General features: G+C 72.6%; 21 protein-coding genes. 5 read left to right on the forward strand and 16 right to left on the reverse strand.

The genetic code is table 11. From position 1 onward, the window contains the following. The first annotated feature begins 5 nt into the window (after positions 1 to 5). A complete protein-coding gene (locus tag ABT324_RS09180; protein ID WP_351174197.1) occupies positions 6 to 1031 on the forward strand; it encodes a Rieske (2Fe-2S) protein in 1026 nt (341 codons plus the stop codon). Here the strand turns inward: ABT324_RS09180 and ABT324_RS09185 are convergent. Beyond that, a complete protein-coding gene (locus ABT324_RS09185; RefSeq protein ID WP_351174200.1) occupies positions 1028 to 1918 on the reverse strand; it encodes an SCO6745 family protein in 891 nt (296 codons plus the stop codon). The genes ABT324_RS09180 and ABT324_RS09185 overlap by 4 nt on opposite strands. 204 nt (positions 1919 to 2122) lie before the next feature. After that, on the reverse strand, positions 2123 to 2605 hold the full coding sequence (locus ABT324_RS09190) for a MarR family winged helix-turn-helix transcriptional regulator (RefSeq protein WP_351174203.1): 483 nt from the start codon (positions 2603 to 2605) through the stop codon (positions 2123 to 2125). A 148-nt stretch (positions 2606 to 2753) separates the two neighbouring features. Between ABT324_RS09190 and ABT324_RS09195 the strand changes: the two genes are divergently transcribed. Next, positions 2754 to 3602: an LLM class flavin-dependent oxidoreductase gene (locus ABT324_RS09195; protein WP_351174206.1), complete on the forward strand. Its 849-nt coding sequence runs from the start codon at positions 2754 to 2756 to the stop codon at positions 3600 to 3602. 33 nt (positions 3603 to 3635) lie between these two features. Here the strand turns inward: ABT324_RS09195 and ABT324_RS09200 are convergent, their stop codons facing one another. The 13 genes from ABT324_RS09200 to ABT324_RS09260 all read right to left on the reverse strand — a co-directional run bounded on the left by ABT324_RS09200 (position 3636) and on the right by ABT324_RS09260 (position 15374). Further along, a complete protein-coding gene (locus ABT324_RS09200) occupies positions 3636 to 4616 on the reverse strand; it encodes an MBL fold metallo-hydrolase (RefSeq protein WP_351174209.1) in 981 nt (326 codons plus the stop codon). Then, positions 4613 to 6001 (reverse strand): MFS transporter, encoded by a 1389-nt coding sequence (locus tag ABT324_RS09205; RefSeq protein WP_351174212.1) that lies wholly within the window; start codon positions 5999 to 6001, stop codon positions 4613 to 4615. Before ABT324_RS09205 ends, ABT324_RS09200 begins: the two co-directional genes overlap by 4 nt. 147 nt (positions 6002 to 6148) lie before the next feature. Then, entirely contained in the window at positions 6149 to 6829 is a 681-nt protein-coding gene (locus ABT324_RS09210; RefSeq protein WP_351174215.1) for a dienelactone hydrolase family protein, read from the reverse strand. Between the two features lie 12 nt (positions 6830 to 6841). Continuing rightward, complete coding sequence (locus ABT324_RS09215) at positions 6842 to 8473, reverse strand: thiamine pyrophosphate-binding protein (protein ID WP_351174218.1); 1632 nt, start codon at positions 8471 to 8473, stop codon at positions 6842 to 6844. Between the two features lie 28 nt (positions 8474 to 8501). After that, the gene (locus ABT324_RS09220; protein ID WP_351174221.1) at positions 8502 to 9278 is read right to left on the reverse strand and encodes an SDR family oxidoreductase; all 777 of its coding nucleotides are present in this window, start codon (positions 9276 to 9278) and stop codon (positions 8502 to 8504) included. A gap of 12 nt (positions 9279 to 9290) precedes the next feature. Continuing rightward, positions 9291 to 10040: a 3-oxoacyl-ACP reductase family protein gene (locus ABT324_RS09225; protein WP_351174224.1), complete on the reverse strand. Its 750-nt coding sequence runs from the start codon at positions 10038 to 10040 to the stop codon at positions 9291 to 9293. Further along, positions 10037 to 10831, reverse strand: a complete 795-nt coding sequence (locus ABT324_RS09230; protein ID WP_351174227.1) for an alpha/beta fold hydrolase — start codon at positions 10829 to 10831, stop codon at positions 10037 to 10039. The genes ABT324_RS09225 and ABT324_RS09230 overlap by 4 nt, the downstream gene beginning before the upstream one ends. Next, complete coding sequence (locus tag ABT324_RS09235; protein WP_351174230.1) at positions 10828 to 11610, reverse strand: aspartate dehydrogenase domain-containing protein; 783 nt, start codon at positions 11608 to 11610, stop codon at positions 10828 to 10830. The genes ABT324_RS09230 and ABT324_RS09235 overlap by 4 nt, the downstream gene beginning before the upstream one ends. Further along, positions 11607 to 12542, reverse strand: coding sequence for a VOC family protein (locus tag ABT324_RS09240; protein WP_351174233.1), 936 nt, complete (start codon positions 12540 to 12542; stop codon positions 11607 to 11609). Before ABT324_RS09240 ends, ABT324_RS09235 begins: the two co-directional genes overlap by 4 nt. A gap of 15 nt (positions 12543 to 12557) precedes the next feature. After that, a complete protein-coding gene (locus ABT324_RS09245) occupies positions 12558 to 13604 on the reverse strand; it encodes a Rieske 2Fe-2S domain-containing protein (protein ID WP_351174236.1) in 1047 nt (348 codons plus the stop codon). 4 nt (positions 13605 to 13608) lie between these two features. Next, positions 13609 to 13833, reverse strand: a complete 225-nt coding sequence (locus ABT324_RS09250; protein ID WP_351174239.1) for a recombinase-like helix-turn-helix domain-containing protein — start codon at positions 13831 to 13833, stop codon at positions 13609 to 13611. 52 nt (positions 13834 to 13885) lie between these two features. After that, positions 13886 to 14821, reverse strand: a complete 936-nt coding sequence (locus tag ABT324_RS09255) for a PDR/VanB family oxidoreductase (RefSeq protein ID WP_351174242.1) — start codon at positions 14819 to 14821, stop codon at positions 13886 to 13888. Positions 14822 to 14852: 31 nt separating this feature from the next. Beyond that, on the reverse strand, positions 14853 to 15374 hold the full coding sequence (locus ABT324_RS09260) for a cupin domain-containing protein (protein WP_351174245.1): 522 nt from the start codon (positions 15372 to 15374) through the stop codon (positions 14853 to 14855). 224 nt (positions 15375 to 15598) lie between these two features. Here ABT324_RS09260 and ABT324_RS09265 point away from each other — a divergent pair, with 224 nt between their 5' ends. Continuing rightward, the gene (locus ABT324_RS09265) at positions 15599 to 17077 is read left to right on the forward strand and encodes an aldehyde dehydrogenase (RefSeq protein ID WP_351174248.1); all 1479 of its coding nucleotides are present in this window, start codon (positions 15599 to 15601) and stop codon (positions 17075 to 17077) included. 42 nt (positions 17078 to 17119) lie between these two features. Here ABT324_RS09265 and ABT324_RS09270 read toward each other — a convergent pair whose 3' ends face one another. After that, complete coding sequence (locus tag ABT324_RS09270) at positions 17120 to 17653, reverse strand: MarR family winged helix-turn-helix transcriptional regulator (protein WP_351174251.1); 534 nt, start codon at positions 17651 to 17653, stop codon at positions 17120 to 17122. A 400-nt stretch (positions 17654 to 18053) separates the two neighbouring features. Between ABT324_RS09270 and ABT324_RS09275 the strand changes: the two genes are divergently transcribed. Together ABT324_RS09275 and ABT324_RS09280 are read left to right on the forward strand one after the other, a co-directional pair. Further along, positions 18054 to 20021 carry an Hsp70 family protein gene (locus ABT324_RS09275; protein WP_351174254.1) on the forward strand — a complete coding sequence of 656 codons (1968 nt, stop codon included), beginning with the start codon at positions 18054 to 18056 and terminating at the stop codon, positions 20019 to 20021. Positions 20022 to 20063: 42 nt separating this feature from the next. After that, positions 20064 to 20637: hypothetical protein (locus tag ABT324_RS09280; RefSeq protein WP_351174257.1), on the forward strand; the 574-nt coding region annotated here is incomplete at its 3' end.

Here is a 20637-nt window from a genome sequence, read left to right on the forward strand (position 1 = left end):
AGGTGATGAGGACGGAGAACTGGCTGCGCAAGTGGTGGCCGCGCGCCTGGCCGCTGCAGGCGGTCCCCCGCACGCCGTGGGCGCGGCAGGACCCGACGTACAAGGACGCCCGGCCGGAGCTGATCACCGCCGCGCTCCGGCGTGCGCAGGCCCGGCCGTCCGGCAACTGGTTCGCCTTCGCCGCCAGCCGGGACGTCCTCCGCGCCCGGCCGCGCGGGTGCACCGTGGCCGGGGTCGAGCTGGTGGCGTGGCGCAACGAGGCGGGCAAGCTGTTGGTCGGGCCCGGCGCCTGCCCGCACCTGGGCGCCCCGCTGGCCCAGGCGCGCGTGTCCGGCGACGACCTGCTCTGCCGGTGGCACGGGCTGCGCCTCGGGGAGACCAGCGACTGCGGCTGGCGGGTCCTGCCCAGCCACGACGACGGCGTCCTGGCGTGGGTGCGGCTGGACCGGGTCGGCGGCGAGGAACCCACCGCCGCACCGGTCGTGCCGGAGCGCCCAGCGCTGGCCACGAGCGTCCACGCGGTCACCACCCTGGTCGGCACGTGCGAGCCCCGGGACATCATCGCGAACCGGCTCGACCCCTGGCACGGTTCCTGGTTCCACCCGTACTCGTTCACCCGCCTCGAAGTCCTGAGCACCCCGGAGGACGGGACCGACGACCGGTTCGTCGTGTCGGTGACGTTCGTCGTGGCGCCGGGGCTCGGTGTGCCCGTGCGAGCGGAGTTCAGCTGCCCGGAGCCGCGCACCGTCGTCATGCGGATCACCGACGGGGAGGGCGTGGGCAGCGTCGTCGAAACCCACGCCACACCACTGGGGTTCGGCGATGAGGGACGCCCGCGCACCGCGGTCGTCGAGGCCGTCGTCGCGCATTCGCAGCGTCCCGGGTTCGGCGTCGCCAGGGCAGCCGCGCCGCTCCTCCGCCCGCCCATGCGCCGGGCGGCCACCCGCTTGTGGAAGGACGACCTCGCCTACGCGGAACGCCGCTACGAGCTGCGCACGAGGCGGCAACGGCCGAACCCACCGCGGCACTAGCGCGAGTGCTCAGGCGTCCCGGTGCCCGCCATGGGAAATGGGAACGTGCCAACCGCGGCGAACGCCTGGTGGATCGGCATGATGAGCGAGGCGAGGCGACGGGCGCCCTCCTCGCCGATCGGCGTCCACAGCGCGGCGCAGTGCTCATCGGTCTCGACCTCGATCTGCTCGCGCGCCGCCATCCCGACATCTGTCACGGTGCCGTCGTCGTCGAGCCAGCCACGCGCGACGAGCCGTTCGGTCGCAGCGGCCACTTCCTCGTCGTTCCACAGGCGCGTCGCTCGCGCGACCGCCTCGGGGAAGCGGCCTGTCGCGGTCTGCAGGACATTGCTGTCGCACGGCCCGAGGCCGTTGCTGGCGAGCACGACGAGGTGCGCGTCGCCGCGCCACTCGCGCAGCACCGTGATCTGCTGCCACAGCGCGACGAGCGGGTCCGCGGGGAGCGGGACAGCGGCGTTCGCGGCGGCCAACGCCTTCCCGGCGTAGTCGGCACCAGCCACGACCGGGTCGATCAGCGACCGGGCCTCCGCGAGCTGCTCGGCGGTGGGTTCGGCGCCAACGCGCCGCATCGCGCGACCGGCCGCAGCGAAGCGCGCGGCCTGCCACTGCGCCGGGGTTGCGGCGCCCCACACCCCGGCCATCGCGCACACCGCCCGTGGGTTGAAGCCGTAGAAGGTGGCGAGCACGACCTGCCACGGGACGGCGCCCATCGGCGCCGCCCGGAAGGCGAAGTAGGCCGCCCGGTCCGCCACGCCGAGCTCGGCGGCTTCCGCCCGGACCTCGTGGACGAAGTAGATGAACAGGTGGGCCGCGTTGACGGCGAGGCTGACCTCGCGGACGGCGTCCAAGCCCGGCTGGGCGCGACCGGATGAGGTGGCGAGGTGCATCGAGGTACTCCTGCGAATCGGCGGACGGCCGCCAGGCAACTTGGAAATTCCGGCACGGTTCGGAAGACGCAGCATTCCGACGAACTGCGGCTTGGCGACTGTGACAGGATGCTGTCACAGTCGCCAAGCTAGCCAACACGACAGTATGCTGTCAACTTCGGAACATTGCCAGACCGGAGCCCTGGCGGGCGAATCACCCGCAGTTCACGGGAGTTCCGATTCGAGGCGGCGCTGCAGCTCCCCGAGGGTCTCTCGCGCGAGCTCCAGCCTCTCCGGGTCGAGGCCTTCAGTGGTGCGGAGCGCGAGCTGCCTGAAGGCGGTTTGCATCCTGCGCAGCGCGGCACCGCCGGTACGGGTCATTTCGAGCAGCTTGGCCCGCTGGTGCGCTGGATTGGGCCGGTAGCGCGCAAGCCCCTCGTCGACGAGGAGGTCCGCGACGCGCTGAACGCTTTGGCGCGTGTGCCCGAGCCTGCTGGCGATGGCCGCGACGGGGGCGGCTTCAGCCTCCACCTCAGCGAGGACCTGCCAGCGCGCCAAGCTCTGCCCGGCAGGCCTGGCGATGCCGTTGCCCAGCACCTCCACCACATCGGCAAGCCTGACGACCTGGTCCACCAGCGCACTGTAGGCATCGCAGGCCTGGCCGCCATTCTTGACAGCAAGCTGTCGTATGGTTACGTTGTCCGACATTGACAGAATGCTGTCACATCCCGCGTCGGTGGGCAACGCCGCGCGTCGGCGAACCCGCTGGGTGAGCACCGCGACCACCCCCGGACACTCGTCCACCCCACCGACGTCCAGGGCCCTACCCCGGTTTCCCCCTCGGAGAGGAATCGCTGTGCAGATCGGCATCGGACTGCCCAACCAGGTCCGCAACGTCACCCCCTCGGTCCTCCCGCGCTGGGCGGCCCAGGCCGAGCAAGCCGGGTTCCACACCCTCGCCACCACCGGGCGCTACGCCTACCCGGGGGTGAGCGACACCGTCGCGCTCGCCGCCGCGGCAGGGGCGACCAGCACCATCGGCCTGCTCAGCGCGGTGCTGCTGGCTCCGACGTGGCCCGGGGCCCTGCTGGCCAAGGAGGTCGCGGGCATCGACGGCACATCGGGCGGGCGCCTCACGCTCGGCCTCGGCGTCGGGTCGCGCGAGGACGAGTTCACCGTGCCCGGGCTCGGTCTCCGCGGTCGCGGCGCGCGGCTGGAGTCCGACCTGGCGACCTACCGCGACGTGTGGGGCGGCGAGCCGGTCGGCGGCGGACCGAACCCGGCCGTACCGCGAGGAACCCGGCAGGTCCCCCTCCTGTTCGGCGGGTACTCCCCCGCCGCGCTGGACCGGATGGTGCGCTGGGGCGAGGGGTACATCGGCGGTTCGCTGCCGACGACCATGACCGGCCCCACCTTCGCGGCGGCGCGGCGGGCCTGGCAGGAGGCGGGCCGCCGAGGCACCCCGAGGCTCGTCGTGCTCAACTACTTCGCACTGGGCGACACCCAGGCCGGGCGGGCGAACATCCAGAACTTCTACCGGCTCGCCCCCGCCGAGATCGCCGCCAACGCGGTGCTCCACACCTCTTCCGGGGAGATCGAGCAGTCCATCGCCGACTACACCGACCTGGGTGTCGACGAGATCATCTTCGTCCCCGCCACGGACGACCTCGACGAGGTCTCCCGGCTCGCCGACACCGTCGCCTGAGGGGCGGCTCCGGCACCCGGGGCCGCCCCTCGCTCAGCTCCGGGACGGCAGAACCTGGGTCAGGTCGTGGCCGACCACGATCCGGCCCCGGAACCCGGCTCGGACCGGGCGTTCCCACTCGTCGTCGGTGACCGCGCGGGGGTCCGGTGGGCCGATGTGGCTCAGCGCCACGCACCCGACCTCCGCCTCCGCGGCGACCTCCCCGACCTCCTGCGGCGAGGTGTGCGAGGCGGCCAGGAAGTCGAGCAGTTCCGGCGAGTAGCCGAGGCCCCGGTAGTAGGCCGGGTCCATGACCTCGTGCACCAGGACGTCGGCACCGGCGGCGAGCTCGGCCACGACGCGGCTGCGGGCCGTGTCCCCGGAGAACGCGACCACACCGTGCTCGGTCTCGATGCGCAAGCCCAGGGCGAGGTGCAGCGGCGGGTGCGGGACCGCTGCCGCGAGCACCCGGATCCGGTCGTCCTCGAACACCGGCGTCGGCACCGGGTCGACCGACACGTCCTCGGCCCGCACCAGCTCCGCCAGGTGGGTGCGCGGACTGGTCCGGGTGCGCACCCCGATGTCCTGGCCGAACGCGCGCAGGCCGTGCTCGACCAGACCTGCCGTCCCGGCGCTGGCATCGCGGGGGTCCGGGCCCGGGCCCACGACGCGGACCTGGTGGTCGACACCCCGGTTGGCCGGCCCCCACCCCAGCAGGAACAGGGTGAGCAGGTCCGCCACGTGGTCCGAGTGCAGGTGCGTCACGAACACCCCACCCAGGTCGCGCAGCGCCAACCCGGCCTGCGCGTACTTGCGCAGCGCGCCGTACCCGGCGTCGACCAGGTAGGTGCGGTCGCCGACGACCACCGCGGTCGCCGCGCCCTGGCGCCCGGGCGCTGGGTACGGCCCGGCGGCCGTGCCCAGCAGTACCACCCGGAGCGGCCCCTCGCCCAGGTCGCCGGTGAGCTGCACCGCGTCGGGCACAACGCCTGCGGGGCTCCCCAGGCCGAACGGGTCGGTGCACAGTGCGCTCACGGCGACAGCTCCTCCAGGGTGCGCCCCTTGGTCTCCTCCACGAACAGCGCGGCCACGAGCGCACCGAGCAGCGTGATCCCGCCGATCGCGAAGAACACCGCCGACAGGTTCGACCCGCCCGCGTACAGCGTGCCCACCAGCACCGGGCCGACGATCAGGCCGAGCCGGTTCATCGTGCCGCCCATGCTGCACCCGAGCGCGCGGCTGCGGGTCGGATAGAGCTCCGGGGTGTAGAGGTAGAGGCTGACGTTGACGGCGAAGTTGAACATCGCGGCGATGGCCGACCACACCACCAGCTGGACGGCGGTCGTGGCGCCCAGCGCGGCGAGCACGAGCAGCGGCACCGCAGTCGCCCCGAGCCCGACGCTGAAGACCACCCGGCGACCGACCAGGTCCACCGCCAGCGCGGCGATCAGGCACCCGAACAACCCGGCCACCGACGCGGCGGTGCTGTACCAGAGGGCGGTGTCCATGGGCAGGTGGTAGGTCGTCCGGTACAGCGTGGGCAGCCACGAGGTGACCCCGTAGTTGGCCAGGTAGCCGACGAACCAGATCGCCCAGACCACCAGGGTGCGCTTGCGGTAACGCCCGGCGAACAGGTCGCGCAGCGAGCTGTTCCGGCGCTGGGGTTCGGTCTGCACCGCTGCCCGCACCGGGGCCGGTGCGGGCAGCGGCTGCCCGGTGGCCTTCTCGACCTGGCGCTCGATCTCCTCCATCGTCCGCACCGCCTCCGCGGTGCGGCCTCGCGCGGCGAGCCAGCGCGGGGACTCCGGCACCCGGCGCTGCACGGCCACCGCGGCGATCCCGGGGACCGCGGCGATCACGAACAGCGTGCGCCAGCCCCAGTGCGGGATGATCCAGGCCGAGGCCAGGGCGCCGATGGCCAGCCCGGCCGGGAAGACGATCTCGTACATCAGCACGAACCGGCCGCGCCGCTTGGCCCGGCTGAGCTCGCTGATGTAGGAGGCCGCCGTGGGCACCTCGCCGCCGATGGCGAAGCCCTGGACGAACCGCAGGACGAGGAACGGCAGGAGCGAGGTGCACAGCGCCATGCCGAGACTGCCCAGCGCGGTGACCGCCACGCACAGCGCGATCACCCGCACCCGGCCGATCCGGTCGGCGAGCCACCCGGAGGCCAGCGCCCCGAGCAGCATGCCGATCGACCCGACGGTCAGCGTGGCGGTCACCCCGGCCGCGGACAGGCCCCACTCCTTGGTGATCTGGGGCATCGAGAAGGCGATGAGCAGTTGGTCGAACGCTTCGAAGAAGGTCACCACCCCGATGACCAGGCGCACCATGACGTGCCACCGGGACATCGGGAGGCGTTCGAGCCGTGCGGCGATCTGCTGCTGCACGGCGTGGTCGGATGGGGCCGCCGTCGTCATGCGTCCCTCCTTCTGGGACGGTCATGCCACGTCGCGCGGTGGCATGGGAGGACAATTGCCGGGTGGTTCCGGTCGAGGTGTCGCCCCTACCGGCTCGTTCCCCCTGGGTTCGGGGGAGGAACTGCGGAGATCCCCGTCGCGGTCGGCTCAGCCGACGCGCGCGTCGACGAACCGCACAGCTTCGTCCCACCACCCGAGCTCGCCGCCGCGCGGTGGTGCGACCACGTCACCGAACTCCCCCGCCCGGTCGCGGAGGCCGAACAGCGGGTCCTCGGGTCCGGCGAAGCCCAACCAGGGGGTGCGCAGGCGTTCCAGCGCCTGGCCCACGGCGGGCGCACCTCCCCACGGCGCTTCGGCCAGTCCCCTCGGTTCGAAGGCGACGGCGGCGGCGAACTCGTGCTCGGCGGCGGCCCACGTGGCCAGGTGGCCACCCATCCCGATGCCGAGCACTCCGGTGGACCGCGCCGGCACGCCGACCCGGTCGCGCAGGTGGGACAGGGCCCCGGCGACGTCGGCGGCGAGGTCCTCGGCCCGCAGCAGCGCCATCGCCGCCTCCGCGGTCCCGGTGTTCTCTGGTCGGAACTCGCGACCGCCGTTCTCGTAGTACAGCAACGGCGCGACGGCGACGTACCCGCAGCGCGCCAGCTTCCGGCACAGGTCCTCGACCGGCTCGGTCAGCCCGTAGATGTCGTGCAGCACGACCGCGGCCGCGCGGGGCGCGGTGTCCGGGAAGCACACGAACAGCGGCGCTGACGTGCGCAGCACGCGGCGGCCGCGGTTGGCCGGTCCGTGCGCGTGGTGGTGTTCGGTGATCAGTTCGGTGGACATCGCGGCGGCTCCTCAGCTCGGCACGTGCACCGGGGGCACGAACGGTTCCGGGGCGGGTTCCAGCGCGGTGACGTCGACCTCCACCACGCAGGGCCCGTGGTGGTCGACCGCTTCGGTGAACACCTCGGCGAACGCCTGGGCCTTGTTGACCAGCGCGTGCGGCAGGTCCAGGGCATCGGCGAGCCGCCCGAAGTCGGGGGTGTGCAGGTCGACCCCGCTGCGCCTCCCGACGTGCTTGTCCTGCATGTTGCGCAGCACGCCGTAGCCGCCGTCGTTGAACACGACCAGCACCAGCCAGGGCCGCTCCTGCGCCAGGGTCGCCAGTTCGCCCAGGTGGACCGCCAGCCCGCCGTCGCCGACGAGCACCGCGGTAGGCGCGTCGGCGGTGCCGATCGAGGCGCCGATGCCGTGCGCCAGCCCCTGGCCGATGCCGCCGCCGACCGGGAAGATGTTGGTGTGCGGGTGGTGGATCTCCAGCAGCCGGTTGCCCCACTGGCTGGACGGGATCGTCACGTCCCGCGCGATCACGGAGTCCGCCGGGAGCGCCCGGCGCAGCGCGTCGCAGATCTGCGCGTAGGGCCCGATCGCGTCCCGCAGGTGGTTGCGCACCTCGACCCGGGCGTGCTCCACCCGGGATCGCCAGCAGCGGTCGGTCTGGACACCGCCGAGCTCGGCGTTGAGCTGCCGGAGCACCTCGTCGGCCGCGCCGACGAGCCCGACGGTGGCGGGGTGGACGCGCCCGATCGCGGCCGGGTCGACGTCGACCTGCACGTGCGCGCCGGGCAGTTCCAGCCCGTAGTGCTTGGTCTCGTTCGAGCGGAAGTGGGTTCCGACGGAGATCAGCAGGTCGGCCTCCGCCAGCACCGGTACCGCCTTCGGGTTCGCGGCGAAGTTGCCGATGACGAGCTCGTGGTCCTCCGGCAGGCTGCCGCGTCCGGAGTTGCTGGTCAGCACCCCGGCCTGCAGGCGCTCGGCGAGCCCGCGCAGCTCCGCGCCGGCCTGCGTGCCGCCGCCCCCGACCCACAGCAGTGGCCGCCGCGCGGAGCGGATCAGCTCAGCTGCACGCCGGATCGCGTCCTGGTCCACCGGGGGCACTGCCTCGGCCTGCTCCGCGGCGGCCGGGGCGAACCGGTGCCGTGCGTGCTGGAAGTCGATCGGCCACTCCACGCTGGACGGTCCACTGGGGAGGCTCAGCGCGCTGCGCACCGCCCGCCGCAGTTCCACCTCCGCTGCGTCGACCGAGGTGATCGCCGCGGCGTGCTTGGACACCGCGGTGAGCATGCCGAGCTGGTCGCGGGTCTCGTGGATGACGCCACGCCCCTGCCCCAGGTAGCACGAGTCGATCTGGCCGGTCACGTGCAGCACCCGGCTGCCCGCGGTCAGCGCTTCGACCAGCGCTCCGGCCGCGTTGCCCGCGCCGGTGCCGGTGCTGGTGATCGCGACGCCGAGGCCGCCGGTGGCGCGGGCGTAGCCGTCGGCGGCGTTGACCGCGGCGGCCTCGTGGCGAACCGGCACGAACCGCAGCTCGCGGCTCACCGCCTCCACCAGCGGCAGGTTGTGCACGCTGACCACACCGAACGCGGTGTCCACGCCGTTGTCGCGCATGACCTGCACGAGCAGGTCTCCGCCAGTTCCTTGATCCATGGCAGTCCTTGTCGAGGTCGGTGGGTGCTCAGGCGTAGCGGGCGATGCCGCCGCCCACGTCGAGGGCGGAACCGGTGATGTAGGAGGCGCGTGGGGACAGCAGGGCGACGATGGCGTAGGCCACCTCGTCCGCGCTGCCCAGCCGCCCCAGCGGGATGCCGCGGTCCGCGGCCAGCTCGGCGCTCCACCGGTCGAAGTCCGCAGTGGACCCCGATCCTCCGTGGCGGCGGCGCCACTGGCCGGTGTCGATCAGGCCGAGGCACACCGAGTTGACGCGGATCGCGTCGGCGGCGAGCTCCCCGGCGAGGGTCTTGGTGAGGTTGAGCAGGGCGGCGCGGGCCGCCGAGGTGGCGGCCAGCCGCGCCTCCGGCTGGCGCGCCAGGATCGCGTTGACGTTGACCACCGCGCCCGCGTCCGAGCGCCGCAGCCACGGCAGCGCGGCGCGAACCACGTGCAGCACGCTGAAGATCTTCAGGTCGAGCTCGTCGCGCCACTGCTGGGGTTCGGTCTCGTCCAACCGCGCCATCAGCGAGCGGCCAGCGTTGTTGACCACACCGTCCACCCCGCCGAACTCCTCGGCGGCCTGCTCCACGAACTGCCGCACCGCGCCCTCGTCGAGCACGTCGCAGGCGCCGGTGAACAGGCGGCCGGGAAGCCCCTCCAGGGCACGGGCGAGCCGGTCGCCGTCGCGGGCGCAGGCCGCGACGTTGGCGCCCTCGGCGAGCAGCATCCGCGCCGTCTCCAGCCCCACTCCGGAACTCGCACCGGTCACCACGACGGTGCGACCGGTCAGACCGAGGTCCATGTCTTCGTCCTCCTATCTGCACACGAATCCACCGTCGACGAGCAAGGTCTGGCCGGTGATGTAGGCCGCGGCGTCCGAGAGCAGGAAGCGCACCGCGCCAACCAGGTCCTCGGGCTGCTGCGCGCGTTCCAGTGCGCGGTTGATCCGGTAGAGCTCGTGCCGCTCTTCGGGCACCGCCTGGGTCGCCTCGCACTCGGTGATGCCGGGCGCCACGGCGTTGACGGTGATGCCGTCGCGCCCGGCATCGCGCGCCATCGCCCTGGTCATGGCCACGATCGCGCCCTTGGACGCCACGTAGTGCATCAGCCGGGGCGGGCCGTAGAACGCGACGTCGGAGGCGACGTTGAGGATGCGACCAGCTCCCCCGGCGCGCAGCTGCGGGTACAGCGCCCTGGACACCAGCCAGGTGCCGCGCAGGTTGACCGACATGATCCGGTCGAACTCGTCGGGTTCGATGTCGTAGAAGTACTTGCCGCCGACCCCGTCGGCCAGCGCGGCGTTGTTGACCACGCCGTAGGCCCCGCCGAGCTCGGCGACCCGGTCGGCGAGCCGCTGCACCGAATCCGGGCAGGACACGTCGGTGTCCACCCGGTGGACCGCAACACCGTGCTCGCCGAGTTCGGCGGCGGCGTTGGCGGCGAGGTCCGGGTTGCGCTCGGCCAGCACGACGTGGGCGCCAGCGGTGGCGAGGTCGTGCGCGATGGCCAGGCCCAGGCCGCGCCCGGCACCGGTGACCACCACCAGTCGGCCGGTCAGCGTCACAGCACACCTCCACGGGTGTCGATCTCGGTCAGGAACTCCCGCACCGCGGCGTTGAACTCGGCCGGTCGCTCCTGGTTCGCGGCGTGCCCGGCCCCGCTGATCTCGACCAGCCGGGCGCCCGGGATGCCGTCGGACAGCGCGCGGCTCTCGGCCACCCCGGTGACCTGGTCCTGCTCCCCGACGACCACCAGGGTCGGGGTGGTGATCAGCGCCAGCTGGGCGGAGTGGTCGGTCGCGGCCATCGCCCGCGCGGCGTGGCCGTAGCCGGGCATCCGCACCCGCGACATCAGTGCCACCACCTGCTCGACGACCGCCGGGTCCGCGCCCGGCGCCACCAGGCGTGGACCGCGCAGCGCGGCGAACTCGGCGGGCCCGCGCTCGCGGAGCTCGTCGACCCGCGCGCCCATCGCGGCCCGTCCCCGGTCGGTCCGGCCGGATCCGCGCGAGGAGTCGGCCAGGACCAGCGACCGCAACGACTCGGGTGCCTTCAGCGCCACGCGGGTGGCGATCACCCCGCCCCACGACACGCCGAGCAGGTGCGCCGGTTCCGCGTCCAGCCCGCGCAGGGCGGACACCACCGCATCGGCGTAAACGTCCAGCCCCGGCTCCGACAGGTCGGGTGAGCCGCCGTAGCCCGGGGCGTCCCAGGCGATGACCCGGTGCGCGTCGGCCAGTCCGGTCAGCTGCGCGCGGAACGCCTCGGCCGCCCCGCCGATTCCGTGCAACAGGACCAGCGGCGTGCCCTCCCCCGCTTCCAGTACGTCCACATCGGACAACCGGTGGCGGATCACGCGAACGCCCCGGTGGGCCGGGCCAGCCTGGCAACGGCGGCCAGCACGGCGTGCGGGACCACGCCGCTGGTGGCCGGGTTGCCCGGCGAGGGGTGGTTGCCGATCTCGAACCGGTAGTCGCCCGAAGCACCTTCGGCGGTGATGACGTGGCTGGTCAGCGGTGCATTCGGGTCGGCGACGACGGTGGCCTCCACCAGGTCCCAGTCGCCCACCGCCAGCGCCACCGAGGCCGCGACGTTCGCCGAGGCCGGGAACGCCGCGGTGACCGCGCGCGCCGGGCCGCGCATCAGCTCCACCGGCTCGGTGGTGGTGCGGATCCGCTCCTGCTGCTCGGCGTCCATCCACCCCTGCACCAGCGTCGGCGCCTTCTTGGTGGTGGCGATCCGAACCGAGGACAACCCACCCGACCGGGCCGCCGCTGTCAGCACGTCCAGCCCGCCGACAGCGCCGCTGCACAGGTGCAGCGCCCCAGGGCCGGTGTCGCGCAGCTTCGCCAGCAGCGCCTCGTCTGCCAGCGCGCCCACGGACACCACCAGCAGGTCCGCGCCGGAGGCGACGACCGGCGGTCCGAGCTCGGCGAGCGCGCGCTGACCAGCGCACTCGACGACCAGGTCGGCCTGCTCGGCTGCCACCTCGAAGTCCAGCACCGGCAGGTCCGGCGGATCGGTCGGCCCGGCGTGCACGACACCGACGAGCTCCGCGCCCGGCACCTCGCCGTCGCGCACCGCGCGGGCCACGACGCCGCCGATCGCGCCGCACCCGAGGATCACCACCTTCACGGCCGCACCAGCTCCCGGTAGCCGGGGTCGGGGATGCCCGCCATGTGCGCGCGGGCGTCCTTCGACGGCGGACCGGCGGTCCCCCACTGGTCGGACAGCTCCGCGGTGCGCCGCCACACCCGGCACAGCCACGCGTCCTCCTCCACCTGCGCGACGTCGGAGGTGTACTCGCAGACCAGCCCGGCCGGGTCGGCGAAGTAGGAGAAGGTGTTCGAGCCGGGCCCGTGCCGCCCCGGCCCCCACAGCGGCGTGATGCCGTTGTGCTTGAGCCGCCCGATGCCGCGCATGAAGTGGTCCATCGACGGCATCTCGTAGGCCACGTGGTTGACCGAGGTCCACTGCGCCTGGTTGAAGGCGATCACGTGGTGGTCGGAGTTGCAGCGCAGGAACGCCATCTGGTGCTCGGACCAGTCCGAGATCCGCATCCCGAGCACCCGGGTGTAGAACTCGCAGGCGGCATCGATGTCGACGGTGTTGAGCACCACGTGGGCCACCTTGCGCGGCACCGCGGGCAGCCCGTCGGGGTCCTTGGCCACCACGGCTTCCACGTCGCAGGACAGCTCGACCAACCGCCCCTCCGGGTCGACGAACCGCACCCCGTAGCCGCCGCCGACCTGGTCCAGCGGCCCGGGCTCGGCGAGCACCGGGACCCCCAGCTCGGCCAACCGCTTCCCGGCCGCGTCGACCTCGGCGGGCGTGCCGACCGCGAAGGCGATCTTGCCCAGCCCGTTGCGCTCGGCCTGCCGCAGCTCGACGATGTGGTGCTCGGGCCCGGTTCCGCGCAACCACGCGGCGTCCCGATCGGTCTCCACCGGGGTCAGGCCCCAGACCTCGTGGTAGAACTCGGCGGCCTCGGTGAAGCGCTCGGTGCGCAGGCTGACCGCCCGCAGCGACCGGAGCCGCACCACTGGCCCGTTGTCCGGCAATCGCATCGTTCCAGCTCCCCTTCAGCGGGCCGCGGCGCGGGCGGGGCGGCGCTCGGCGCGGGACGCCGCCTGCCGCTTGGCCTCGGCGCGCAGCATCCGGCGCAGTCGGACCAGCGCGATGTCGTGCTGGTAGAGGTTCTCCCGGCTCCAGGCGTCGTCGGGCATCGCCTCGGCCATCGCCCGGTCCTGCTCCAGGACCTGCCAGTGCCGGGCCTCCAGCCGGTTCTTGTAGAGGAACCGCCAGCTGTCCCGCTCCCAGCCCTGGACCTGCCGGCAACGCCAGAAGAACCCGGCGTGCTGGTGCTCGTTGATCGCGGTCACGCAGGCGACGATGGTGAACGGCCCGCCCGGACCGGCGGTCGCCGGGTACGGGATGTCCAGCGTGACCGACTGCAGGCCGCCGGAGTCCACCCACTCCGACCAGTCGAAGTTCACGCCCCGCTGGTCGGTCTTCTCGAAGGCGAAGCCGGTGTCGGTGTCGCGGATCTGGAACACCGCCTCCCGCTTGCCGCTGAACATGGTGTGGCTGTTGCGGTGCAGGAAGGCCCCGTGCATCGGGTCCATCAGGTTGTCCACCGACAGCAGGTGGGAGCAGTCCCACTCGACGTAGCAGAGGAAGCTGTCCCAGTCGCCACCGGCGATCGGCTCCGGCACCTGGAGCGGGGTGGGCGCGGCGTCCTCATCGGACCCGAACCACGCGAAGACGGCGCCCGCGCGCTCCTGGGCGGGGAAGGTCCGCAACGCCTTGCGCCCCTCCAGCGCGCACCCCGGACTGCCCGGCACGGACGCGACCACACCATCGCCGTCCAGCTGCAACCCGTGGTAGTTGCAGGCGATCCGGTCACCCATGTGCACGCCCAGCGACAACCGCGCCGCGCGGTGCGGGCAGCGGTCCTCCTGCACGTGCACCACCCCGGAGGAGTCCCTCCACAGCAGCAGTTCCTCACCGGCGCGGTCGATGCGTGTCAGCTCGCCCGGGCGGACCTGCCGCGACGGGCACAGCGCGTACCACCGGTCGCGCACGCCCAGGGCGAGCAGACCGTCTTCGGTGTGCAGCGGGTTGGTCATCGCGTCAGTCCTCCTTCGCGCCGAGCCGGGCGATCTCGCGGGTGAACGACTCCTCGGTCCAGTCCGCGCCGTTGGCGGGCCGGACCCCGGTCTCGTTCAGCGCCGCGACGACACCGGCCAGGTCGTGCACGCCTCGGCCGTAGATCGATTCGAGCTCGTCGGCGAAGGCCTCCTCGTAGCTCGTGGTGGGCCGGGACCGGCTCTGCACCGGCTCCAGTTTCAACGGCATGTCAGTCTCTCCTCCACTGCTCCCGCGCCGGGGCGCCAACTCGGTGCGGCGATCACAGGTCCAGCACGAGTTCGCCCGAGCGGCAACGGGAAACGCAGATCATCATGGTGTCGCCGGTCGCGCGCTCGGCCGGGCTGAGCACGTGGTCGCGGTGCTCCGGCTCACCACCGAGCACCTTGGTCTCGCAGGTCCCGCACACGCCCTCCTGGCAGGAGTTCGGCACCTCGATCCCGGCCTCGAACAACGCGTCCAGCACCGACGTCCCGGGACCGACCGGGACGCGGACGCCGGAGGCCTCGCACACCACCTCGAACGCACCGTCCGAAGTGGATGCCGCGGGTTCCGGCGCGCGGAACCGCTCGACGCGCAGCGCGGACGGGTCGGGCAACGCCGATTCCACCGCGTCGATCAGCGGTTCCGGACCGCAGCAGTACACCAGCTCGCCGGGCGCCACCGCGCCCAGCACGGCGCGCAGGTCGGGCGGGCCGCCGTGCTCGTCGTCGGCGTGCACCCGGACGCGGTCACCCAGCTCCTGCAGCTGCGGCAGGAACGCCATGCCCTCCCGCGAGCGCCCGCAGTAGAGCATCCGCCAGTCCGCGCCGCGCTCGGCGAGCTGCCGGGCCATCGCCAGGACCGGGGTCACGCCGATGCCGCCCGCGATGAGGAGGTGGCGCTCGGCCGGTTCCAGCGGGAAGTTGTTGCGCGGCCCCTCGACCGCCAGCTGGGTCCCGGCGGTCAACCGCTCGTGCACCCAACTGCTGCCGCCGCGCGAGTTCGGCTCGCGCAGCACCGCGACCGTCCAGCTGCGCCGGTCGGCCGGGTCGCCGCACAACGAGTACTCCCGCGTCATCCCGTTGCCCAGCCGCAGTGCCAGGTGCGCTCCCGGTTCCCACGCCGGGAGGTCGGCTCCCGCCGGGTCCCGCAGCTCCACCTGCACCACTCCCGACGCGAGCCACGTCGTGCTGTGCACTCGGACCGCGTGCGCCATGCTCCTCACCCCGGGTCTTCGTCGAAGCGGTTCAGTCTCGCGTGACGCCGTGCACCGGCGAGGTCGCCGGGTAGGTCGGCAGCTGCGGTTTCTGCGCCCCAATGACCACGCAGAACAGCGCGTCGGTGTCCCCGATCGCCTTCAGGCTGCGGGGCACCCCGGCGGGCACCCGGATCAGGTCGCGGTAGCCGAGCACGCGGGTCGCGGTCCTGGTGCCGTCCTCGACGTCGTGGACGCTGACCTCCAGCTGACCCTCCAGCACGAAGAACACCTCCTCCACGTCGTGGTGGGTGTGCTCCGGGCCGATCGCGTCCGCGGGCAGCCGCATGTTGGAGAAGGTGAAGTGCTCCGAGGGCAGCGCCCGGCTGTCGCCCTCGTGGTTGCCGGTGGCGCCGGAACCGATGTAGCGGATCTGCGCCCGGCGGAACTGGTCCCCGGCCTTGGTCTGGAACGCGAGGGTGTCCCAGTCCTCGTGGCGGCTCTCCCGCGAGGCGATGCAGGAGTCGATGAGGGCGTCCAGGTCGGTGCGGGTCTCAGCATGTGCGGCGGACATCGCGCAACCTCCAGATTTCCTTTTAGCAGTAAGCGATTAAGTGGTGAGCAGTATCGACACAAGGCTGTGACCGGCGCAACCCCCGACGGCAAGTTTTCCTGAACCGAGTTTCGAACTACCTGGTCATGGCGCCGCATCCGCGACTGCGCAGCGCCGCGCGACCCACAGGGGTTGACTTAGCAGTAAGGTATTCAGCCACCCCCACCCGATGCCGGAGGTGCATTGTGAAAACCCTTCCGATCCCGGACGAGATCCCCGTCGCGGGACGCTGGCGACGCGGTCGCGGCGCACCGCTGGAGAGCATCGACCCGGCCAGCGGCGAGGTGGTCGCGAAGCTCACCGCCGCCTCCCCGGAGGACGTCGACGAAGCGGCCCGCGCCGGGGCGATCGCCGCGGCGGAGCCCTCCTGGCGGGACCTGCTGCCGCACGAACGCGCCCGGTACCTCACCCGGATCGGAGACCTGGTCGACCAGCACGCCGACGAGCTGGCCGGGCTGCAGACCCGCAACACCGGCAAGACCTTGGCCGAGACCCGCGCGCTGGTGCGCAGCGCAGCCGGGACCTTCCGGTTCTACGCCGCCGCGCTGGAGACCACCGAGACCCCGCTGACTCCGCAGCGCGGCCCGTACCTGACGATGAGCGTGGCCGAACCGATCGGCGTGGTCGGCGCGATCACCCCGTGGAACTCCCCCATCGCCAGCGACGCGCAGAAGATCGCGCCCGCGCTCGCCGCCGGGAACGCGGTGCTGCTCAAGCCCGCCGAGGCCACCCCGCTGGTGTCCCTCGCCCTCGCCCGGCTGGTGGGCGAGGCGGGACTGCCGCCCGCGCTGCTGTCGGTCCTGCCCGGCAAGGGGTCGGTGGTCGGGGACGCGATCGTCCGGCACCCGGCGGTCGGCAAGGTGTCCTTCACCGGCGGCACCAGCACCGGCCGCACCGTCGGACGCCTAGCCGCGGACAAGTTCATGCCGCTGACCAGCGAACTCGGTGGGAAGTCACCGACGATCGTCTGCGACGACGCCGACCTGGAGCAGGCCGCCGCCGGGATCCTGTTCGGGATCTTCTCCTCCAGCGGGCAGAGCTGCATCGCCGGGTCCCGGATCTTCGTGCCCGAGGCGATCTACGGCGAGTTCGTCGAGCGCCTGGTCGCCGGGGCCCAGCGGCTCCGGGTCGGCCCGGGCACCGACCCGGCCAGCCAGGTCGGTCCGCTGGTCACCTTCGCGCACCGGGACCGGGTGGCAGCGATGGTGGACCGGGCGCGGGAGGAGGGCGCGAACGTCCTGTGCGGCGGCCGGATCCCCGACGACCCGGAGCTGGCCGGGGGCGCGTACTACCTGCCGACCCTGCTGGACGGGCTGGGCAACGACGCGCGCACCTGCCAGGAGGAGATCTTCGGCCCGGTGGGCGTGGTGCTGCCCTACCGCGACGAGGACGAGCTGATCGCCCAGGCCAACGACACGGTCTACGGCCTCGCCTGCGGCATCTGGACCCGGGACTACCGCCGGGCTTGGCGGGTGGCCCGCCGCATCGACGCGGGCACCGTGTGGATCAACACCTACAAGCAGTTCAGCATCGCCACGCCGTTCAGCGGGATGAAGGCCAGCGGTGTCGGCACCGACAAGGGCCGCGACGCGATCCTGCGCCACACCCGGCAGAAGAGCCTCTACTGGGGCCTCGACGAGGCCCCGCTCCCCTGGGCCCGGTGACCCTCGGGTGGGTGCGCCTCCCCGGTTCGAGGCCGGGGAGGTTCACTCCCCCACGCGCTTGGCGTCGGCGTGGTCGAGCGATGCTTCGAGGCGGCTGAGCAGGTCGGCGAGGCGCTCCTGCTCCGTTGCGGACAGCCCGCTGAGCATGTCGCGCTCGTTGGCGAAGTGCGCCGCGGCGACCTCGTCGGCGAAGGCGATGCCCTTCTCGGTCAGCTGCACGTGGACCGCCCGGCGGTCCCCGGCGTCGCGTTCCCGCCGCACCAGGCCGGCGGCTTCGAGCTTGTCGACGCGCTGGGTGATGCCCCCGGTGGTCACCAGCGCGGCGTCGGCGAGCTCACCGGCCGTACGCCGGTACGGGCTGCCCGCCCGGCGCAGCGCGGCGAGGATGCTGAACCCGGCCATGGTCAGGTCATAGGAGTGGAACAGCCGGTTCAGCTGGTCCTGGTACCGGTAGAAGGCGCGGTGCAGCCGCCCGAACACCGCCATCCCCGAGGCGTCGACGTCGGGCACCTCGCGCCGCCACTCCGCCAGCATGAAGTCGACCGCGTCCGGCCGGGACCGGCTGCGCCGAACCACCCGCACTCACCACCCGAATCTCATCGAAGAAGGACGACTAAGAATAACACCACTAAGGTAATCACCACGCTCGGCCAGGTGCGGCCGGGGCCTGCCTCCGCACCACCGCACGAACCGGCACCCGTGCGGCGCAGTGCGCAGATCCCCTTGGCCAGCCAGGACTTTTGGCGCTGTTGACGCCGAACCCGGCGTGCTTGCATGACTGCATCGCGACCGCGACAGGTCTGGAACGCAGATGTGCGCAACCACTTCGCAGCGATCGCCACTCGGGTGCGCCACCGCGAGGAGACTCCGATCCACGTTCGACCGGAACGCCGCAGTGGCGGGCAGCGGGCGCCTGGCGCACCGCAGAACACCGCAAGGGCGGTAGCAAGGGGGCTGGAGCAGGAGACGGGCCTCGATGGGATATCAGCTCGGGGTGGATCTCGGCACGACCTTCACCGCGGCGGCCACCGCCGTGGCGGACCGGGTCGAGGTCGCCACACTGGACGAACACGCGCCGAAGGTGCCTTCGGTGCTCTTCCTCACCGACGCCGACGACTTCCTCGTCGGTGAAGCAGCGCACCGCAGGGCCGCCACCGATCCCGGCCGCGTGGTCCGGGAGTTCAAGCGCCGGTTCGGCGACCCGGCCCCGATCATCCTGGGTGGGAAACCGTTCTCCGCCGAGGCGCTGATGGCCCGGCTGCTGCGCTGGACGGTCGACACCGTTTCCCGGGAGCGGGGCGAGCCACCCGAGCACGTGACGGTGTGCCACCCGGCGAACTGGGGGCCGTACAAGCAGGAACGGCTCGCCCAGAGCTTCCAGCTGGCCGACCTCCCCGAGGCCACCACGGTGACCGAACCGGAGGCCGCGGCCATCGCCTACGCCTCGGCGGAACGCGTCGACGCCGGTGACACCATCGCCGTCTACGACCTCGGTGGCGGCACGTTCGACGCGGCGGTGCTCGCCAAGCGCGAGCACGGGTTCGACCTGGTTGGCACCTCGCAGGGCATCGAGCACCTCGGCGGCGTCGACTTCGACGAGGCGGTGCTGGTCCACGTCGTGCGCAGCACCGGGAAGTCGTTGCAGGGGCTTGATCCGCGTGACGTGCACAACCGGCAGATCATCCTGCGCCTGCGGGCGGAGTGCACAGCCGCCAAGGAAGCCCTGTCGGCGGACACCTGGACGGTTGTGCCGGTGCTGCTCCCGCAGGTCCAGACCCAGGTGCGGCTGACCCGGCCGGAATTTGAGGAGATGATCCGGCCGAGCATCGCCGAGACCATCCGGGACCTGCGGCGCGCGCTGCGCTCGGCCCAGGTCGACCCCGCGGAGCTGCAGAAGGTGCTGCTGGTCGGCGGGTCCTCGCGCATCCCGCTGGTCTCCCAGATGATCTCCGCCGAGCTGCGCAGGCCGGTGGCCGTCGACGCCTCCCCCAAGTACGCCATCGCTTCCGGCGCTGCCATCGCCGCGCGCGACCGGGCTGCACGCCAGCTCACCCCGGCTCCACCTCCCGAGGTGGGGCGACCGGAGCGAGCCGAGCGGAGCGAACCCACCGCCACCGCGAGCTCGGTGGCCGCCGCCGAGGCGGCACCGGCAGACGCAGCGCCAGCGCCGCCGGGCCCCAGCACGCCTGCCGCCTCGGCAGGTCCAGCGGTCGACGTCCCGCAGGAGGTACCGGCACCGGTCGAGGAGCCCGAGCCCGCCCCGGTCGCGGAAGCATCCGGGGAACAGTCCGACTACGTGCCCGAAGCCGCTCCGGGCCCGCCACCGAGCCAGCCGTTCAAGAAGCCGTCGCTGCCGTCGATCAAGGTGCCACCGCTCCCAGCGATCAAGAAACCCTCGCTGCCAGCGATGCGGACACCCTCGATGTCCTTGCACGTTCCCGCGGGGCTGAAGGCGCCGCGTGCCCGGCTGGTCACGCTCGTCACCCTGGTGGTCCTGCTGCTGGCAGGTGCGGGGTGGGGCGGCTGGACGCTGCTGTCGGGCTCGCCCGGTGCACCTCCGCCACCCGTGGTGGTCCCGTCGGCTCCGGCGCCACACCCCGCCCCGGAGGAGCAGGGCGGCGGCGACCCCGGGGGCAGCGGTGGGTACGGCGGCACGGACGGGACCGGTGGGGGCACCGAAGGCGGGACCGGCGGCACGGAGCAGGGCACGGGCGGCGGCACCGAAGGTGGGACCGGCGGATCCGGCGGTGGCACCGGTGGCACCGGGGGGACCGGGGGAACCGGGGGAACCGGTGGCACTGGAGGGACCGGTGGCGGCTACGGAGGCGGGAGCGGTGGCGGCACCGTGACCGACGACCAACCGCTGCCCAGCACCGGCCAGAACCCTCCGCAGACCGGCGACAGCGGAACCGGCGGCACGAACAAGGGCACCCACAACCAGTGATGGCGCCCGCGGACGCCCATCCACGACACGAGGCAGGAAGACATGGACGAGGAGATGGTCGCTGACACGGGTGCCAGCGAAGAGATGACGGACTACTCCGCCGAAGATGATGTGTCGACCGAGGCGGACTACTCCAGCGAAGCAGACTTCTCGACCGAGACCGACTACTCCGACGAGACCGACATCTCAGCCGAGCAGGACTACTCCGCCGAGACGGATTTCTCAGCAGAGCAGGACTACTCCGCCGAAGCCGATCTCGCGACTGAGACCGACTACTCCGCTGAAGCGGACCTCTCGACCGAAAGCGACTACGGCGTCGACGACCTCTCAGCCGGGGACGACTACGCCACCGAAGCGGACGACGCGGGGACCATCGAGAGTCCGGTCGACACCGACTACACCGGGGAGGAATCGACCGACATCGCCTACACCGATCCTGACGTCTACCCGACCGGTGCGGTGGATGCGGCTGCGGAGACCACCGACTACGCGGTGGAGGACGGGGCCGAGCCCGCTGCGACCGCCGACATCGGCGAGTACACGCCCTTGGCGGACGGCACCTGGGACGACACCGCAACGCAGGAACCGACCTACGAAACCCTCGCGCCGCACACCG

Origin of the sequence: Saccharopolyspora sp. NPDC000359, from assembly GCF_040300525.1 — a bacterium.
Taxonomy (GTDB): Bacteria; Actinomycetota; Actinomycetes; order Mycobacteriales; family Pseudonocardiaceae; genus Saccharopolyspora.

Coding starts and splice junctions, on each gene's coding strand:
- ABT324_RS09180 (WP_351174197.1), top strand. CDS start 6: ATGAGGACGGAGAACTGGCTGCGCAAGTGGTGGCCGCGCGCCTGGCCG.
- ABT324_RS09185 (WP_351174200.1), bottom strand. CDS start 1,918: ATGCACCTCGCCACCTCATCCGGTCGCGCCCAGCCGGGCTTGGACGCC.
- ABT324_RS09190 (WP_351174203.1), bottom strand. CDS start 2,605: ATGTCGGACAACGTAACCATACGACAGCTTGCTGTCAAGAATGGCGGC.
- ABT324_RS09205 (WP_351174212.1), bottom strand. CDS start 6,001: ATGACGACGGCGGCCCCATCCGACCACGCCGTGCAGCAGCAGATCGCC.
- ABT324_RS09210 (WP_351174215.1), bottom strand. CDS start 6,829: ATGTCCACCGAACTGATCACCGAACACCACCACGCGCACGGACCGGCC.
- ABT324_RS09215 (WP_351174218.1), bottom strand. CDS start 8,473: ATGGATCAAGGAACTGGCGGAGACCTGCTCGTGCAGGTCATGCGCGAC.
- ABT324_RS09220 (WP_351174221.1), bottom strand. CDS start 9,278: ATGGACCTCGGTCTGACCGGTCGCACCGTCGTGGTGACCGGTGCGAGT.
- ABT324_RS09240 (WP_351174233.1), bottom strand. CDS start 12,542: ATGCGATTGCCGGACAACGGGCCAGTGGTGCGGCTCCGGTCGCTGCGG.
- ABT324_RS09245 (WP_351174236.1), bottom strand. CDS start 13,604: ATGACCAACCCGCTGCACACCGAAGACGGTCTGCTCGCCCTGGGCGTG.
- ABT324_RS09250 (WP_351174239.1), bottom strand. CDS start 13,833: ATGCCGTTGAAACTGGAGCCGGTGCAGAGCCGGTCCCGGCCCACCACG.
- ABT324_RS09255 (WP_351174242.1), bottom strand. CDS start 14,821: ATGGCGCACGCGGTCCGAGTGCACAGCACGACGTGGCTCGCGTCGGGA.
- ABT324_RS09260 (WP_351174245.1), bottom strand. CDS start 15,374: ATGTCCGCCGCACATGCTGAGACCCGCACCGACCTGGACGCCCTCATC.
- ABT324_RS09275 (WP_351174254.1), top strand. CDS start 18,054: ATGGGATATCAGCTCGGGGTGGATCTCGGCACGACCTTCACCGCGGCG.